Origin of the sequence: Bradyrhizobium sp. I1.14.4, assembly GCF_050435825.1 — a bacterium.
Lineage (GTDB): Bacteria > Pseudomonadota > Alphaproteobacteria > Rhizobiales > Xanthobacteraceae > Bradyrhizobium.
This window is the reverse complement of the sequence record NZ_JBNDLA010000012.1, coordinates 163,001-178,537: the sequence shown is the minus strand read 5'-3', so window position 1 is coordinate 178,537 and position 15,537 is coordinate 163,001. Positions and strand designations below refer to the sequence as shown.

Sequence of the window (15,537 nt, the reverse complement as noted above, 5' to 3'; positions counted from 1 at the left end):
GGCGCCTTCCGGAAGCGTTTTCGAGCGAAGTGGATATCGGTTCGCGTGAAGAAAACGCGTCAAAACAAGAATCTACCGCCGGCAAGTCCATGAAAATCTATCTGGCAGGTCCTGACGTGTTCCTGCCGGATGCCGTGGAGATCGGCCGCCGGAAGGCGGAGGTTTGCGCCTATCACGGGCTGACCGGGCTCTATCCGCTCGACAACAGCATCGATCCCACAGTCGCCGGCGCCTCGTTCAAGATATTCAAAAGCAACGAGGCGATGATGGAGGCTGCCGACGCCATCATCGCCAATTTGACGCCGTTTCGCGGCCCCAGTGCCGACGCAGGCACCGTCTACGAACTCGGCTACATGGCGGGACGCGGCAAGCTGTGCCTCGCCTATTCGAACGATCCCACGTCCTACGCCAATCGCGTGGCGCGGCAGCAGCAAGTCGTTCCGGCATCCGACGGACGCCTGATCGACGCGGAGGGGCTGACGGTGGAAGAGTTTGGATTATCAGACAATCTGATGATGATGCACGCGCTCGATCTGCACGGCAGCCCGCTGGTGACCCCGCGGGAGCCGTCGGCCGACCTCTGGCACGACCTCACCTCCTTCGAGGCCTGCGTGCGGCTCGCCGCCGCCGCGCAGCGCCGGCAGGCGGCCAAGTGACCAAGGCGGGCGACAACGACAATGACGCATCCGCCGGCAAGCGCATCGATGTGCTGCTGGTCGAGCGCGGCTTGTTCGAAAGCCGGGCGCGGGCGCGCGCCGCCATCGACGCCGGCCTCGTCACCGCCGACGGCAAACGGATTGCAAAAGCGTCCGAGATCGTAGCGCCCGGCGCCGCACTCACCGCCGAGCCGGCGCATCCCTATGTCTCGCGCGGCGGCGTCAAGCTCGCCGGCGCGCTCGAGCATTACCCGATCGACGTCGAGGGCCATATCTGCCTCGACGTCGGCGCCTCGACCGGCGGCTTCACCGAAGTGCTGCTCGCCAACGGCGCGAGCCTCGTGTTTGCCATCGATGTCGGCCACGGCCAGTTGCATCCCTCGCTGCAGGGGCATCCGAAGATCGTCTCCATGGAGGAGACCGACATCAGGAACTTCGAGGGCAAGCGCCTGCCGGCGCGGCCCGACATCGTCGTGATCGATGTCAGCTTCATCTCGCTGAAGCTGGTGCTGCCGGTGGCGCTGTCGCTGGCGGCAGCCCCGATGCATTTGCTGGCGCTGATCAAGCCGCAATTCGAGGCGGCGCGCAAACACTCCAAGCGCGGCGTCATCCGCAACGCGATGGTGCACCAGGAAATCTGCGACGATATCGCCGCCTTTGCCGCTTCCCTTGGCTGCACCGACATTGAGGTGTTCCCGTCGTCGATCACGGGCGGCGATGGCAATATCGAATTCTTCCTCGGCGCGCGCCGTGGCTGAGCTTCTCACCATCGATCATGTCGGCCACCGCGGCGACGGCGTCGCGATCGACGGCTCGCAGCCGGTCTTCGTGCCCTACACGCTGGCCGGCGAAAGGGTCGAGGTCGACGACGTTCCCGGCAACCACCCCGACCGGCGGCGGCTCACGCGGATCACGCACCAAAGCCCCGAGCGCATCGCGCCGTTCTGCCCGCATTTCGGCGTCTGCGGCGGCTGCGCGATCCAGCACTGGAACGACGCGCCCTACCAAGCCTGGAAGCGCAACATCGTGGTCGAGACGCTGGCGCAGGCGAAGATCGCTGCCGAAGTCGCGCCGCTGCTCGACGCCCATGGCGCGGGCCGCCGCCGCATCACGCTGCACGGACGCATGGGCACCCATGAGGTCCTGAAGGTCGGCTTCGCCGCTTCGGGTTCGCACGACATCATCCCCGTCGACCGCTGTCCGATCCTCGATCCCACGCTCGACGGCGCGCTCGAGGCGGCCTGGGCCGTCGCCGAGCCGCTGATCTCGATCGACAAGCCGCTCGACATCCAGGTCACCGCGACCGTCAACGGCCTCGACATCGATGTGCGCGGCTCCGGCGCGCTGCCGACCAGCCTGATCACCACTCTGTCGCGCGTCGCAGAGACACACCGGCTGGCGCGGCTGACGCGGCACGGCGAGTTGGTGCTGCTGCGCGGCTCCCCCGAGATTGCGATCGGAAAGGCGAAGGTCGTGCTGCCGCCGGGCTCGTTCCTGCAGGCGACCGTCAAGGGCGAGGAGACGCTTGCGGCGGTGGTTCGCGAGCAGTGTGGACGCGCCAAGCACATCGCCGACCTGTTTTGCGGCGTCGGCCCGTTCGCGCTTCGGCTCGCGGAGAAGGCCCGGATCGCGGCATTCGACAGCGACGCGGGTGCGATCGCGGCACTGCAGAAGACAGCGCAATCGACGCCGGGGCTGAAGCCCCTCAAGGCCGAGGCACGCGACCTGTTCCGCCGCCCCTTGATGCCGCAGGAATTGCGCGACTATGACGCCGTCGTGTTCGATCCGCCCCGGCAGGGCGCGCAGGCGCAGGTCACCCAGCTGGCGGCAAGCAAGGTGCCGGTGATCGTCGCGGTGTCCTGCAACGCAGCGACGTTTGCGCGCGACGCAAGGATCCTGATCGATGGCGACTATAAAATCGCGGCCGTCACCCCGGTCGATCAGTTCCGCCACACCCCGCATGTCGAGCTGGTGGCGCGGTTTGCGCGCTGAGACGACGCTGTGACTATCGCAGCGCGATGTCCTCGCTATAGTCTGCGCTCCATGTCGAACGATCCGCTGCTTGAACGCGTCATTCCCGTCCTTGCCGACGTTCCGGGCGTCGCCGCTATCGTGCTCGGCGGTTCACGGGCGCGCGGCACGGCGCATGAAGCCTCCGACCATGATCTCGGCCTCTATTATCGGGATGGCGCCACTCCGGATATCGATCGGCTGCGTGCGGCGGTGACGAGCCTGGTCGACGATCCTGCTGCTGTCCATGTGACGCCGGTCGGCGAATGGGGCCCCTGGATCATCGGCGGCGCTTGGCTCACGATCGGCGGCCGCAAGGTCGACCTGCTCTACCGCAGCATCGAACAGGTCACTGACGTCATCGACACCTGCCGGAACGGTGAGATCAGCATGTACTACCAGCCGGGCCATCCGCATGGCTTCGGCTCGGCGATCTGGATGGGCGAGGTCGCGCTGTGCCGTGCCCTGCACGATCCCGACGGCCTCGTCGCGGCGCTGAAAGCAAAGACCGCACCTTACCCGCCCGCGCTGCGCGATGCCCTGGTGCGGCGCTTTCAATGGGAAATCCTGTTCAGCATCGAGAATGCCGAGCTTGCGCTGCCGCGTGACGACAGCACGCATATCGCGGGCTGCGCCTATCGCGCGCTGGCCTGCATGGCGCAGGTGCTGTTTGCGCTGAACGGGCAGTATCTGATCAACGAAAAGGGCGCGCCGGCGCAGGCGGCGAATTTTCCGGTGACGGTTCGCGATCTCGCCGAGCGTGTCGCCGTGGTGTGGCGGCAGATCGGGGCCGCCAAGCACGCCGCCGCGTTGCGGACGTTGCGCGAACTCGAGAACGACGTTCGAGAGATTTGTACGGTGGGTTAGCGAACAACCGTGAACGCGATCGCTACCGCCCCCAGCGATCCTGCCAGATCTTCTCGCCAATCATGCAATTGACCCGCGGCTCCTTCTCGGCGGTCCGCACGATCGGGTGCTCGGGGGTACGGCCGGCGACTTCGAGCAGCAGCTTGGTGCGGATCGCCTCCTTGAACTTTTCGCGATCCTTGATCGTGACCACGAAAGAGCCCGGCCCGCCGATCACGCAGTCCTCGTAGTAGTAGTCGAGATTCTCGATATCCATCGTGGAGTAGGACGGCTCCTTCACCATGATCGGCAGGCCGTTGATGACGATGCCCTTGTCGAGGGCCGCATCGCGCGCAGGCGTGATCGGCGCGCCGTTGTTGTTGGGCCCGTCGCCGGAAATATCGATCACGCGGCGCAGGCCGCGATGCGGATTTTCGTCGAACATCGGGATCGCAAAATAGATCGCGCCGGAGATCGAGGTGCGCGAGGCGCGGCGCACCGGTGTCTTCATGATCTCGGCGGAGACCGCGTCTGCGGATTCGGGGCCGTCGATCACCCGCCAGGGGATGATGACCTTCTGGTCGTTGGAGGCGGCCCACTCGAAATAGGTGATCGAGATCTTGCCGTTCGGCCCGGCCTTCAGCGCCTGCAGGAAATCCTTGGAGACGATCGCCTGCGCATAGCCCTCGCGCTGGATCGCGAGTTCGTCCATGTCCATCGAGTAGGAGACGTCCACCGCGACGATCAACTCGATGTCGACACTCGGCGTGGATTCCTTTTCGGCGACGCGATGGCCGGGCTGAGTTCCCGGGCCGGGCGCGGCAACACCGGCCACATCGCCGCTGGCCAACATGCCTGCGACAAGCACCGCTCCGATCGAGACATACCAGCGCATTGCGGCCCTCCCGTCGTATGATGTCATGGTGACACGCAAATCAGGCGGCGAAAAGCGCTGATATCATCTGTCCTTCACATTCAAGTTAGGCGCTTGCAGATTAGACGTCACTTGCCTCGCATGAGGCAACACGTGCCGTTGCCGCAATGACGCCGTGCAATTCGAGCGGTTCCAACAGACGGCGGAAGACGGTATTCTTACGGGGCAATCACGAGGGAGCGCCGGGCGATGCCCGATACCGTCGTCAAGCCGAAAACCAGGACGAAGACCAAGGTCGAGCGGCCACGCCTGCACAAGGTGATCCTGGTCAACGACGACTACACGCCGCGCGAATTCGTCGTCACCGTGCTGAAAGGTGAATTCCGCATGACCGACGACCAGGCCTACAAGGTGATGCTGACCGCGCACCAGCGCGGCGTCTGTGTGGTCGCGGTGTTCACCAGGGATGTCGCCGAGACCAAGGCGACGCGCGCTACCGACGCCGGCCGCGCCAAGGGCTACCCGCTGCTGTTCACGACCGAGCCGGAGGAATAGCGCGCATCATCGCCGCACCGGCTCGGCCCGCTGGCTGGCCACGATGTCGGCGACGACCGCCCCCATCACCAGCGCGCCGCCGATCAGGGCGTGCAGCGACGGCACTTCGGCAAACGCCAGCCACACCCAGAACGGCATCAGCGGCGTTTCAAGCGTGGCGATCAGCGAGGCCTGCGCGGACGGCAGCAATCTGGAGCCGATCGTGAACAGGGTGAGACCGAGACCGACCTGGCATGCCCCGAACATCGCAAGCACGCCGAGATCCGCGCCGGTGACCGCGCCGATGCCCTGCCCCAACGGCAAGCTGACGGCGGTGCCGAGAAAGTTCGAGAGCGCCGCGGCGGCAATCATCGGCGTCCCTTTGTGCCGGCGGATCACCACCGTCATCAACGAAATCGCCAGCACCATCACGCAGGCAAGGCCGATGCCCCTGTAATCTGTGATATCAGCGGCGCCGCTGACGGTGATGGCCACACCCGCGAGCGCGACGAGGCTTGCCAGCAATGTGCCGGGCCGCGCCCGCTCACTCAGCCAAAGCCAGGCGATCGCGGCCGCCGCAAACGGCTGCATCGCGATGATGATCGCGACATTGGCGACGTTGGTGAGTTGCAGCGTCGGAATGAACGTCACCATGCCGAAGGTCGAGAGGCCGGCTACCAGCCATCCGCTCGCGGGCATCACGACGAGATCGCGCGCGACGCGCCAGCCCTGCGTGGCGACCAGGAACAGCGCGATCGCGCCGCCACCGAACAGCCCGCGCCAGAACAGGATGGTCCAGGAATCGAAGTGCAGCAGCCGGGTGAAGAACGGCGCAGTGCTCCAGGCCGCGGCGGCCGCCACGACCAGCGCGATCCCGGTGCGATGCTGCGCGTCCGTGTCAGTCACGTCGGACCGAGGCTAGCTGGCAGCGGCGACCGGCGCCTCGTCGAACAGGCCGTAGACCCGTTCGGCCTTGGCAAATCCCGCGATCGGAAACTCGCCGAGATCGCTCCAGCCACCGTCGTGAATGCCGGCGAAGCGCTCGGAGGCCACGACGGTGCGGCCGAGGCGGCCGGCGATCTTCTCGAGCCGCGCGGCGAGATTGACCGCCGGACCGATGCAGGTGAAGTCGAGCCGGTTGCCGCCACCGATATTGCCGTAGAGCACGCGCCCGAGATGCAGCGCGACGCCGAAGCGGAAGCGCTCGACGGCGTCGCCATTGGGGAATTGCAGCGCCTCGACCCCGGCGCGAGACGCGCGCGCCGCCTCCAGCACCCGCGAGCAGACCTGCACCTCGTCGCCGAGATACTCGTCGACCGGAAACACCGCGAGCAGGCCGTCACCCATGAATTTGAGCACCTCGCCGCCATGGTCGCGGATCGCGGTGACCTGGCAATCGAAATACAGGTTGAGGATCTCCACGACCGTTTCGGACGGCAAGCGGTCCGACAGCGCGGTGAAGCCGCGCAGGTCCGACAGCCAGATCGCGGCATCCATCGTATCGGCGTGGCCGCGCCGGATCTGGCCGCCCATGATGCGCTCGCCGGCACGGTTGCCGACATAGGTGTCGAGCAGCAGCGTGGCGGTGCGGCGCAGCGTTATAATCTCGATGTAGCGCGACAGCGGCACCGTGATCGAGCGGATCGCATCCAGCTGCTCGTCGGTGAAGCCGCCCGGCTGTCTGGTGGTCCAACTCGACGCATTCGGGGGACCGTCGGTATTGATCAGCGGCACCGCGATGTAGTCGGTGACGCCCTCGGCCTGCAGGTCCACGACGATGGGAAAGCGTTTGCTGGCAGGGTCATCGAGCCGCGCACGCACTTCGATGCCCTGCTTGAAGACGATCGACAGCGGGCTGACGGCATATTCCGGGGAGTCCAGGATGTTGTGAGCGACGGTGCCGGTCTCGACCTCGGAGCCTGGCTTCCAGAAGAAATGGCGACCGTAGATCTCCGGATGCAGCGTGCGCACGAACACGCCGATACGCCACAACGGCAGGCCGGCCCGCACCAGGCGTTCGCAGCATTCCGCCATCATCTGCGGCGGGGTCGGCGCCGATCGCGCGCCGCCGATCATCCATTCGATGATGTCCCGAAGCTCCGACGCGTTCATGGCATTCCCCAGGCGAGCACCCGATCCGGTGACCACCACTATACAGGGGATCAGCGCCCGGTCTGCCCGCGGTCGCGCAGAAAATGATCCGCCAGCACGCAGGCCATCATGGCCTCGCCCACGGGCACCGCGCGGATGCCGACGCAGGGGTCGTGACGGCCCTTGGTCAGGATGTCGGTATCGGCGCCCTTGCGGTCCACGGTCCGGCGCGTGGTCAAGATCGAGGACGTCGGCTTGACCGCAAAACGCACCACCACCGGCTGGCCGGTCGAGATGCCACCGAGCACGCCGCCGGCATGGTTGGACAGGAAACGCGTTCCGTTGTTGCCGGTTCGCATCTCGTCGGCGTTCTCCTCGCCTGACAGTTCGGCGGCTCCGAAGCCGGCGCCGATCTCGACGCCCTTGACGGCGTTGATGCTCATCATCGCCGCCGCCAGATCGCTGTCGAGCTTGGCATAGATCGGCGCGCCCAGCCCGGCCGGCACGCCTTCGGCGACGACCTCGATCACGGCGCCGATCGAAGAACCGCTCTTCCTGATGCCGTCGAGATAGCTTTCGAAGAACGCCGCCTTGTCCTTGTCGGGACAGAAGAACGGGTTGTTCGCAATCTCGTCCCAGTCCCATTTTTCGCGGTCGATCTTGTGCGGCCCCATCTGCACCAGCGCGCCACGCACCTTCACCTCGGGCAGGACCTTGCGCGCGATCGCACCGGCCGCGACGCGGGTCGCGGTCTCGCGCGCGGAGGAACGCCCGCCGCCGCGATAGTCGCGCAGGCCGTATTTCGCCTCATAGGTGAAGTCGGCGTGCCCGGGGCGGAACTTGTCCTTGATCTCGGAATAGTCCTTCGAGCGCTGGTCGGTGTTCTCGATCAGGAGCGCGATCGGGGTGCCGGTCGTGACCTGCACCCCGCTCTCCGGATGCGCCATCACGCCGGAGAGGATTTTCACCGCATCCGGCTCCTGCCGCTGGGTGGTGAAGCGCGACTGGCCGGGCCTGCGGCGGTCGAGATCGTGCTGGATCTCCTCCACGGTCAGGGGGATCAGCGGCGGGCAGCCGTCCACCACGCAGCCGATCGCGACCCCGTGGCTCTCGCCGAAAGTCGTGACGCGGAACATATGGCCGAAAGTATTGAAGGACATGGCGTGTCGTAACGCGCAGGGTCGGCAGCGTCAAACGGGTTTCGCGCCCCCAAAGACGGCCGATGGCCGGGCGTTCTTAACTATATTTCTGCAGGCCCGCCGCGCCGAACACGTAGACCGCGCCCTGCTCGATCGTGAGGTCGGCGGCCGAGGCCGGCGTCTCGAAGCCGAGTGCCACCATCAGCGCCCGCGCCGTGCCGCCGTGGGCAACGGCGACTGTGTCCGACGTCACCGAATGGTACCAGTCGGTCATCCGCGCCTGCACATCGACATAGCTCTCGCCGCCCTCCGGCGACACCGTCCACTTCTCGGCCAGCCGACGGGCATACAGGAGGGGGTCGGCGGCCTGCGCCTGCGCCAGCGTCGAGCCCTCCCATGTCCCGTAGGCGATCTCGCGCAGCCGCGCGTCGAGGGCGTAGTCGCCCGGCGGCAGGACAAGCTCGGCGCGCACCAGCTCCATGGTCGCGCGCGACCGGAGCAACGGGCTTGCGACGAACGGCAGCGTCGTCTTGTCACGGCCGTCGTGCGCCAGCAGATCGGCAAGGATGCGCCCGGCATGCGCCGCCTGGGCCCGGCCGCGCTCGTTGAGGGCGATGTCCTGCACGCCCTGAAGCCGGCCTTCGGCGTTCCACGAGGTCTCGCCGTGGCGGATGTAGTAGATCGTTGGCACCGGCATTCCCGTAACGGCTGGTCCCTGCTGAGCGAGCTGTCGGGCGCCTGATATCAAGGCCGGCACGCTTCGAATTTTTCGGCTCGGAGGTACACCAGCACTTTGGCTGGCGACAAGCCCAAATCGGTCGCAGCTGAGGCGGTATGCGCGCAGGTCGACGCAACCGGAATAGCGACGCCGTTAGGGTGTTATGTTGGAGAAGGCGGCCATCGCCGCGACCATCGAAGACTGGATGCATGACCGCGTTTCGTCAAAGTGTCGAAGCCATGATTCCGGCGCTCCGCCGCTACGCGCGCGCGCTGGTGCGTGACTCGGATATCGCCGATGACCTGGTGCAGGACACGCTGGTGCGGGCGCTGCGCTCGGAGCGGCTGTTTCTCGGCGGCGACGTCAGGAGCTGGCTCTACACGATCCTGACCAATTTGAACAAGAACCGCCGGCGCTCGCTGGCGCGGCGGCCGGCCTTCATGCCGCTGCTCGACAACAATGCCGATGCCAGCGGCACCGAGGCCGAGGGGCGCGACATCGAGCGGGCGCTGTCGACGCTGGTCGAGGAGCAACGCTCGGTGCTGCTGCTCGTGATGCTGGAGGGCATGAGCTACCGGGAGGTCGCCGACATCCAGGGCGTGCCGATCGGAACGGTGATGTCCCGGCTCGCCCGCGCGCGCGCCCATGTGCGGGCGTCGATCGAGGGCCAGCGCCCGGCGCTGAGGCGGGTGAAATGATAATGATAATGTGCGCGATAGCAGGCGTTACGAATGCGCGATTTTCGAACAAGATTTGGCAGAGACGACTGATATGACCGACCCGAACATCCCCGTCACCGAAGACGAGTTGCACGCTTACGTCGACAACGAGCTGCCGGCCGAACGCCGCGGCGATGTCGAGGCGTGGCTCGCAACGCATCCTGACGACGCGGCGCGGGTGCAATCATGGCGCGCAATGGCGGAGACGCTGCATGCGCGCTACGACACCGTGCTGGACGAGGCGGTGCCGAAGCGGCTCGAGCTCGAGCGGTTGGTGCGCCAGCCCCGCCGCTGGGTCTATGGCGCGGTGGCGGCGACGCTCGCAGCCTTCATCGCCGGCGCCGGCGTCGGCTGGATCGCGCGCGGCGCCTCGGCGACGCCGTCGACCTTCCAGAGCTTCACGGTCGATGCGCTCGATGCGCATCGTCTCTACGTGGTCGAGGTCCGTCACCCCGTCGAGGTGCCCGGCAGCGAGCGCGACCATCTGCAGCAATGGCTGACCAAGCGCTGTGGCTGGGACGTCCGCGCGCCGGAGCTCACCGGGCTGAAGCTGGTCGGCGGCCGGCTGCTGCCGGGGCCGAGCGGGCCGGCGTCGTTTCTGATGTATGAGAGCACGTCCGGCGAGCGCTTCACGGTCTACACCGCCAAGGTGAAGACCGAGGCGACCCAGATGCGCTATGCCGTCCAGGGCAGTGACGGCGCGCTGTTCTGGGCCGATCGCGGCGTCGCCTACGTCGTCAGCGGCGGCATCGACCGCAGCCGCCTGACCCAGGTCGCGCAGGCCGTCTACGATCAGATGGAGAAGAGCGGAGGCTGATCTCCCGTCATTTTACGGGAGATCACGTCGCGGAAATTGCGCCGTTTCGAGTAAGTGAATCCAGCCTCACTCAGCGTCCCAATTCCGACATTGAAAATTTCGATTCGCGTCATTGCCGCGTCTCATTATCGCACCGGATGCTCACGCGAAGATGATCCGCGCCCGATCCGCCGATCGGCGCACGCGGCCTCGATTGGGGTTTTGTGTACCGCGCTGGTCCCCCTCTCGAGGCCGCACTCTCTTTTCCGCCATCCGATCTGCACGCCACAGATTCGGACCTCGACGGCCGGTCATCTTTTGACGCGCCCGCAATGCCTGCGTCTACCCCGATAGAGTCCGGGGTAGTGCAGTTTCGCGTCTTTTGCGTCTTTTGGGGCGCGCTCTCGGCGGTCAGCCGAGATCGCTGCGCGGATTGTAGGGATTTCGCTCCCGCCACGTCTGCATCAATGCCTCAAGCTCGGCATCGTTCCCGTCGGGAAGGATGATGCGGGTCGTGACGTAGAGGTCGCCGACGGCGCCTGCCTTCGACAGCCCCTTGCCCTTGAGGCGGAAGGTGCGGCCGCTCGAGGTGTTTTTGGGGATCGACAGTTCGACCGCGCTGCCGAGCGTCGGCACGCGGACCTTGCCGCCCAGCACCGCCTCGTAGAGGGTGACGGGCAGATCGATCCGGAGATCGTTGCCGTCGACCTTGAAGAACGGATGCGGCGCGATCGAGATCGTGATCAGGAGATCGCCGGGCGGATGCCCTTGCGCGGTTTCGCCCTGTCCCTTCAGCCGGATCTGCTGGCCTGCGGCGACGCCGGGCGGAATCTTGACGTTGAGCTCGCGGCCGGTCGGCAGGCGGACGCGCTTGTCGCCGCCCCTGACCGCTTCCTCCAGCGACACCGTCATGGCGACCGACAGATCGAGGTCGACGCCGACCCCGCCGTCAAACTCGAACGGACTGGCTCGCCCCGCGCGGGCGCCACCACCGCCGCGAGCGGCATTGCCGAACATGCTGTTGAGGATGTCCTCGAAGCTGCCACCGCCCACGCCACCGCCGGGTCCGCTGCGGAAACTGTACTCGAAACCGCCGGGACCGGCACGGCCACCGGCGCCGCCGCCAGAAAACCCCTGGAAGCGCGGCTTGCCTTCAGCATCGATCTCGCCGCGGTCGAACTGCTTGCGCTTGTCCTCGTCGCCGATGATCTCGTTGGCCGTGTTGATTTCCGCAAAGCGGGCAGCCGCCTTCGGGTCGTTCTTGTTGTTGTCCGGGTGATGCTTCTTGGCGAGCTTGCGATAGGCGCTCTTGATCGTCGCAGCGCTGGCGCTCCGCTGCACCCCCAAGACCTCATAGGGGTCGCGCATCCGTCAGGTCTCCTTCACGGGAAAATCAGTCCTGGGAACCCATCGGGCCCACTTTGCCTTCATGTGGGGGCTCAGTGGCATTTTTGCAACTAGCTTGGCGCCGATATCGGCCGGAACTTTCAGGACTTGCTCCAAGGCTTCAGGCTATGGATTTGCCACCGGCCTTGTCCAGCCTTGCAAGCGGCACCCTGCAGCCAGGTCTCCGTGGCTCCATTGACATAGCTCGCGAGAAAATCCCGGCACGTCTTGCCCTCCTCGCCCGAATAGGCCTGGGCCAGCGGCGTCACGGAGCCGCGCGCGCCGGTCTCGGGATTTTCCCAGGGCTGGCTCGAATCCTTGTCGCCCTTGGTCAGCACGTCGGAGGCGGCATTGCGGGCGAAGGCGAGATCGCTGTCGGTCGGCATCAGCGCGTTCACCTGGGTCGGGCTGATCGAACCCGTCACATCCTTGTCGTCCATCTTGGCGAAGGCATCGGTGCGCGACAGGCTGCAGCCGCTTGCGCCGACGCCGATCAGGATCAATGTCACCACTGCGCCCGCGGGGTGGTGGATCGCCGATAGGCCAACGCGCCCCCATGCCCTATATAGGCTCAGTAGCGCGTTCTCGGACGCGGGCGGATGCAAATCGGGACTCCTGACATGGCCGACACGACCTCCATCAAACACCCGACACCGTTAACATCGGGTGATTTCACCGCGGCGGAGGAGCCGTTCGCCCTATTCGCCGAATGGTTTGCAGAGGCGGTCAAGTCCGAGCCCAATGATCCGAACGCGACGGCGCTCGCAACCGTCGATGCCGACGGGCTGCCCGACGTGCGGATGGTGCTGATGAAGGGCTTCGATGCCGACGGCTTCGTCTTCTACAGCCACATTGCCAGCGCCAAGGGCCGCGAATTGGCCGCAAATCCTAAGGCCGCTTTACTATTCCACTGGAAATCGCTGCGCCGCCAGGTGCGCATCCGCGGGCCGGTGACGCCGGTGACCGATGCCGAGGCCGACGCCTATTTCGCCACGCGGCCGAAGCAGGCGCAGATCGGCGCCTGGGCCAGCAAGCAGTCGCAACCGCTGGAGAGCCGCTTCGCTTTCGAACAGGCGATCGCCAAGGCCGGCGCGAAATACGTCATCGGCGAGGTGCCGCGGCCGCCGGGCTGGAGCGGCTGGCGGATCACCCCGCAGCGCATCGAGTTCTGGCACGACCGCCCGTTCCGTCTGCACGACCGCATCGAATTCCGCCGCGACGGCGCCGACGGCGCCTGGTCGAAGGTGCGGCTCTATCCCTGATACGACAGCCTGAAAGACATCATGTCCCCTCCTTCCAACGCGCCGCGCCGTACCCTGCTCCTTACCGGTGCCAGCCGTGGCATCGGCCACGCCACCGCGATCCGATTTGCTTCCGCGGGCTGGCGCGTCATCACCTGCTCGCGGCATGCATTTCCGGAAGTCTGCCCCTGGGGTGCGGGCCCGGAAGATCACATCGAGGTCGATTTCGGCGACCATGACGACACGGTTCGCGCCATCAATGAGATCCGCAAACGGTTGGTGAACGACGAGTTGCACGCGCTGGTCAACAATGCCGCGATCTCGCCGAAGGGGTCAGGCGGCGCGCGGCTCGGGACCATGGATACCGATATCGAGACATGGCTGCACGTGTTCCGCGTCAACTTCTTCGCGCCGATCATGCTGGCCCGCGGACTGATTGATGAGCTCAGGCACGCCAGGGGCGCGGTGGTGAACGTCACCTCGATCGCCGGCTCGCGCGTGCATCCGTTCGCCGGCGTCGCCTACGCGACCTCGAAGGCCGCGCTGGCATCATTGACGCGGGAAATGGCATCCGACTTCGGCCGCGTCGGCGTCCGCGTCAATTCGATCGCGCCGGGCGAAATCGATACCTCGATCCTGTCGCCCGGCACCGAGAAGATCGTCGACCAGCAGATCCCGATGCATCGCCTCGGCACCCCGGACGAAGTCGCCAAGATCATTTACGTGCTGTGTACGGAAACCAGCTCTTATGTGAACGGTGCCGAGATCCACATTAACGGTGGTCAGCACGTCTGAGCTTTGGCTTGGATTTCATTTCGGGAAGGAAGAGAGAGGTTCGAGGCGATCCCGGCCGCCGCCGCGGCCGTACTCCAGGGATTGCTTCGATTGCGGGCGTAACGACGCAGACGAGGCTTCTGCCTCCAAAAGGCCTCAGCCTCTAGTCCGCATAAAACCGGCGAGACTTCTTCTCAAACGGCTGCAGCGCGACGTCATTCAACGCGCTGGAGCAATCGTCTTCGTCCTCACCATCAAGCAACGCAGCGCCACAGTAACGGCAAAGCCTCGGCGAGATCGCCTGTACCTTGCCTGCTGCGCGGTCGTGTTGATAGCGCGCAAAGTCGATGACGTTACGCCGTGGCGTTATGATCTTCTCAACCATTGCTGTCCTCCGGCTTCGAGGCGGGCGTTATCGCAGACAAATTTCGCCCAAACGTTCAGCGCAACGCTCAAATTTTAGCAGAGGAAATAAGGCAGAAAGCGCGTCCCAAAACGCGACGTGTGGAACCAGTGCTACAGCCACTTCTTCCACTTGAAGATCCAGTACGGCACGATCGCCGCGATCAGCATCAGCACCAGCGCATACGGATAGCCGTGCGCCCACTCGAGTTCCGGCATGATCTTGAAATTCATGCCGTAGATCGAGGCGATCAGCGTCGGCGGCATCAGCACCACCGCCATCACCGAGAACAGCTTGATGATGTTGTTCTGTTCCAGATTGACCACGCCGAGCATGGCGTCGAGCACGAAGGTGATCTTGTTGGAGAGATAGGAAGCGTGGTCGGTCAGTGAGGCCACGTCACGCTGCATGGTCTTGAGCTGCTCGCGCATGTCCTTGGACCATTTCACCCCTTCCACGATCGCCGAAAGGAACGTGACGAGGCGGCCGATCGAGACCAGGCTTTCGCGGACCTTCGAAGTCAGGTCGCCCTTGCGGCCGATCGCGATCAGTATCTGCGAATATTGCTTGGCGTGGCCGTGGCGCTCGCTCTCCGGCTCGAAGATATCGTGCGAAACCTGGTCGATGTCGGCCCCACAGCGCTCCAGAATGTCGGCGCAACGGTCGATCACCGCATCCAGCAGTTCCATCAGCACCTGCTCGCCGGTGATGCCGGGGGCGCAGGCCCGCCCCAGTTTGTTCTCGACCAGCGCGAACGGCTTCGGCAGGTCGTAGCGCACGGTCACCAGCCGGTGGCCGGTCAGGATGAAGGTGACCGCCGTGGTGCGCGGCATATCGGTGTCGGACTGGCACATCAGCGTCGCGGTCATGTAGCGCGCGCTGTTCTCGATATAGAGCCGACTGGAGATCTCGATCTCCTGCATGTCTTCCCGGGTAGGAACCGCGATCCCCGCCAGCTTCTCGACGGCCCGGTCCTCCTCCACCGTCGGGTTCACCAGATCGACCCAGACCGCGCCCTCAGGCAGCGTGCCCAGATCGGCGGCGACGGCCTTCTTAAGGGAAAAATCGGAGGGAACGAACACCGACAGCATCAGGAACTCCACGAAACAGGGCTGGCAGGACCCGCCGACTTAACGCGATTCTGGCTGGCGCTTCATGACCGGGGCATTAACCGGGCATCCATCTTTGTGGCAGCCAAGCAGCACTGAACGGAGGTGCGACGCGACTCCGACTCGACAACCGTTGCCTGTTTGCACAAAAACCAGCCCCACGCCAGAAGACTTGCGGCAAAAAAGCCACAGGCGACGTGTCGCGGTGCGGGAAAGGCATCTAAACTCTGGGAATAATGGC

At 65.4% G+C, this 15,537-nt stretch carries 18 protein-coding genes; 9 read left to right on the top strand and 9 right to left on the bottom strand.

Annotated elements, in window-relative coordinates; translation table 11 throughout:
* Positions 1–89 precede the first annotated feature (89 nt).
* The 4 genes from ABIB78_RS23995 to ABIB78_RS23980 are packed head-to-tail and all read left to right on the top strand — an operon-like array spanning position 90 to position 3,533.
* Positions 90–656 carry a nucleoside 2-deoxyribosyltransferase gene (locus tag ABIB78_RS23995; RefSeq protein WP_429029066.1) on the top strand — a complete coding sequence of 189 codons (567 nt, stop codon included), beginning with the start codon at positions 90–92 and terminating at the stop codon, positions 654–656.
* Positions 653–1,414: a TlyA family RNA methyltransferase gene (locus tag ABIB78_RS23990; RefSeq protein WP_429029065.1), complete on the top strand. Its 762-nt coding sequence runs from the start codon at positions 653–655 to the stop codon at positions 1,412–1,414. The genes ABIB78_RS23995 and ABIB78_RS23990 overlap by 4 nt, the downstream gene beginning before the upstream one ends.
* A complete protein-coding gene (locus ABIB78_RS23985; protein WP_429029064.1) occupies positions 1,407–2,648 on the top strand; it encodes a class I SAM-dependent RNA methyltransferase in 1,242 nt (413 codons plus the stop codon). The genes ABIB78_RS23990 and ABIB78_RS23985 overlap by 8 nt, the downstream gene beginning before the upstream one ends.
* A 51-nt stretch (positions 2,649–2,699) precedes the next feature.
* Positions 2,700–3,533 (top strand): nucleotidyltransferase domain-containing protein, encoded by an 834-nt coding sequence (locus tag ABIB78_RS23980; RefSeq protein ID WP_429029063.1) that lies wholly within the window; start codon positions 2,700–2,702, stop codon positions 3,531–3,533.
* Positions 3,534–3,555: 22 nt separating this feature from the next.
* Here ABIB78_RS23980 and ABIB78_RS23975 read toward each other — a convergent pair whose 3' ends face one another.
* Positions 3,556–4,407, bottom strand: coding sequence for a DUF1194 domain-containing protein (locus ABIB78_RS23975; protein ID WP_429029062.1), 852 nt, complete (start codon positions 4,405–4,407; stop codon positions 3,556–3,558).
* A gap of 228 nt (positions 4,408–4,635) precedes the next feature.
* Here ABIB78_RS23975 and clpS point away from each other — a divergent pair, with 228 nt between their 5' ends.
* Positions 4,636–4,941, top strand: coding sequence for an ATP-dependent Clp protease adapter ClpS (gene clpS / locus ABIB78_RS23970; RefSeq protein ID WP_021076758.1), 306 nt, complete (start codon positions 4,636–4,638; stop codon positions 4,939–4,941).
* Positions 4,942–4,947: 6 nt separating this feature from the next.
* Here clpS and ABIB78_RS23965 read toward each other — a convergent pair whose 3' ends face one another.
* From ABIB78_RS23965 to ABIB78_RS23950, 4 genes are all read right to left on the bottom strand, one after another.
* Positions 4,948–5,826, bottom strand: coding sequence for a DMT family transporter (locus ABIB78_RS23965; protein WP_429029061.1), 879 nt, complete (start codon positions 5,824–5,826; stop codon positions 4,948–4,950).
* Between the two features lie 12 nt (positions 5,827–5,838).
* Positions 5,839–7,032 carry an adenylate/guanylate cyclase domain-containing protein gene (locus ABIB78_RS23960; RefSeq protein WP_429029060.1) on the bottom strand — a complete coding sequence of 398 codons (1,194 nt, stop codon included), beginning with the start codon at positions 7,030–7,032 and terminating at the stop codon, positions 5,839–5,841.
* A 50-nt stretch (positions 7,033–7,082) separates the two neighbouring features.
* Positions 7,083–8,171, bottom strand: a complete 1,089-nt coding sequence (gene aroC, locus ABIB78_RS23955; RefSeq protein WP_411780951.1) for a chorismate synthase — start codon at positions 8,169–8,171, stop codon at positions 7,083–7,085.
* A gap of 76 nt (positions 8,172–8,247) precedes the next feature.
* Positions 8,248–8,847, bottom strand: a complete 600-nt coding sequence (locus ABIB78_RS23950) for a histidine phosphatase family protein (protein ID WP_429029059.1) — start codon at positions 8,845–8,847, stop codon at positions 8,248–8,250.
* Positions 8,848–9,077: 230 nt separating this feature from the next.
* On the opposite strand from ABIB78_RS23950, the gene ABIB78_RS23945 reads away from it, so the two are divergent.
* Both ABIB78_RS23945 and ABIB78_RS23940 read left to right on the top strand, forming a co-directional pair.
* Complete coding sequence (locus ABIB78_RS23945) at positions 9,078–9,566, top strand: sigma-70 family RNA polymerase sigma factor (RefSeq protein WP_092124724.1); 489 nt, start codon at positions 9,078–9,080, stop codon at positions 9,564–9,566.
* A 73-nt stretch (positions 9,567–9,639) separates the two neighbouring features.
* Positions 9,640–10,404 (top strand): anti-sigma factor family protein, encoded by a 765-nt coding sequence (locus tag ABIB78_RS23940; protein ID WP_429029058.1) that lies wholly within the window; start codon positions 9,640–9,642, stop codon positions 10,402–10,404.
* 390 nt (positions 10,405–10,794) lie between these two features.
* Here the strand turns inward: ABIB78_RS23940 and ABIB78_RS23935 are convergent, their stop codons facing one another.
* Both ABIB78_RS23935 and ABIB78_RS23930 read right to left on the bottom strand, forming a co-directional pair.
* Positions 10,795–11,751, bottom strand: a complete 957-nt coding sequence (locus ABIB78_RS23935) for a DnaJ C-terminal domain-containing protein (RefSeq protein WP_429029057.1) — start codon at positions 11,749–11,751, stop codon at positions 10,795–10,797.
* 119 nt (positions 11,752–11,870) lie between these two features.
* Positions 11,871–12,281 (bottom strand): RT0821/Lpp0805 family surface protein, encoded by a 411-nt coding sequence (locus ABIB78_RS23930; protein ID WP_429029056.1) that lies wholly within the window; start codon positions 12,279–12,281, stop codon positions 11,871–11,873.
* A gap of 108 nt (positions 12,282–12,389) precedes the next feature.
* Here ABIB78_RS23930 and pdxH point away from each other — a divergent pair, with 108 nt between their 5' ends.
* The gene (gene pdxH / locus ABIB78_RS23925; protein WP_429029055.1) at positions 12,390–13,031 is read left to right on the top strand and encodes a pyridoxamine 5'-phosphate oxidase; all 642 of its coding nucleotides are present in this window, start codon (positions 12,390–12,392) and stop codon (positions 13,029–13,031) included.
* Between the two features lie 21 nt (positions 13,032–13,052).
* Complete coding sequence (locus tag ABIB78_RS23920; RefSeq protein WP_429029054.1) at positions 13,053–13,805, top strand: SDR family NAD(P)-dependent oxidoreductase; 753 nt, start codon at positions 13,053–13,055, stop codon at positions 13,803–13,805.
* Between the two features lie 142 nt (positions 13,806–13,947).
* Here the strand turns inward: ABIB78_RS23920 and ABIB78_RS23915 are convergent, their stop codons facing one another.
* Positions 13,948–14,169, bottom strand: coding sequence for a hypothetical protein (locus tag ABIB78_RS23915; RefSeq protein WP_429029053.1), 222 nt, complete (start codon positions 14,167–14,169; stop codon positions 13,948–13,950).
* A 131-nt stretch (positions 14,170–14,300) separates the two neighbouring features.
* The gene (locus ABIB78_RS23910; protein ID WP_429029052.1) at positions 14,301–15,278 is read right to left on the bottom strand and encodes a magnesium transporter CorA family protein; all 978 of its coding nucleotides are present in this window, start codon (positions 15,276–15,278) and stop codon (positions 14,301–14,303) included.
* Positions 15,279–15,537 lie beyond the last annotated feature (259 nt).